The organism is Neisseria sp. P0009.S007 (genome assembly GCF_051962515.1).
In genome coordinates this window covers 1-526 of record NZ_JBQCVF010000850.1, presented here as the reverse complement: position 1 = coordinate 526, position 526 = coordinate 1, and the positions used below count along the sequence as shown (strand labels likewise).

General features: G+C 49.0%; 1 protein-coding gene. It reads left to right on the top strand.

The features are described from left to right. A partial coding sequence (tsf, locus tag ACTHS3_RS16745; protein ID WP_440368609.1) for a translation elongation factor Ts occupies positions 1-522 on the top strand: 522 nt, incomplete at its 5' end. Positions 523-526: the final 4 nt, after the last annotated feature.

Genomic DNA, 526 nt, shown 5'->3' with positions numbered 1-526 from the left:
AGCGAATTTGTTGAAGCAGAACTCAAAGCCATCATCGCTAAATTGGTCGAGAACATGTCTGTTCGCCGATTCCAAGTGATTGACACTGCCAACCAACTGGTTGCCTACATCCACGGTGCTTTGGCTACCGAAGGCGTATTGGTTGAGTATAAAGGCTCTGAAGACGTAGCACGCAAAATCGGTATGCACATCGTTGCCGCTAAACCACAATGTGTAAGCGAAGCCGAAGTAGATGCTGAAACCGTTGAAAAAGAACGCCACATCTACACCGAACAAGCTATCGCTTCCGGCAAACCTGCCGACATCGCCGCTAAAATGGTTGAAGGCCGTATCCGCAAATTCTTGGCTGAAATCACTCTGAACGGCCAAGCATTCGTGATGAACCCTGACCAAACTGTTGCCCAATTCGCTAAAGAAAACGGCACTGAAGTGGTTAGCTTCGTACGCTACAAAGTAGGCGACGGTATCGAGAAAGCCGTTGTTGACTACGCAGCCGAAGTTGCTGCCGCTGCTAAAGTGTAAGGCA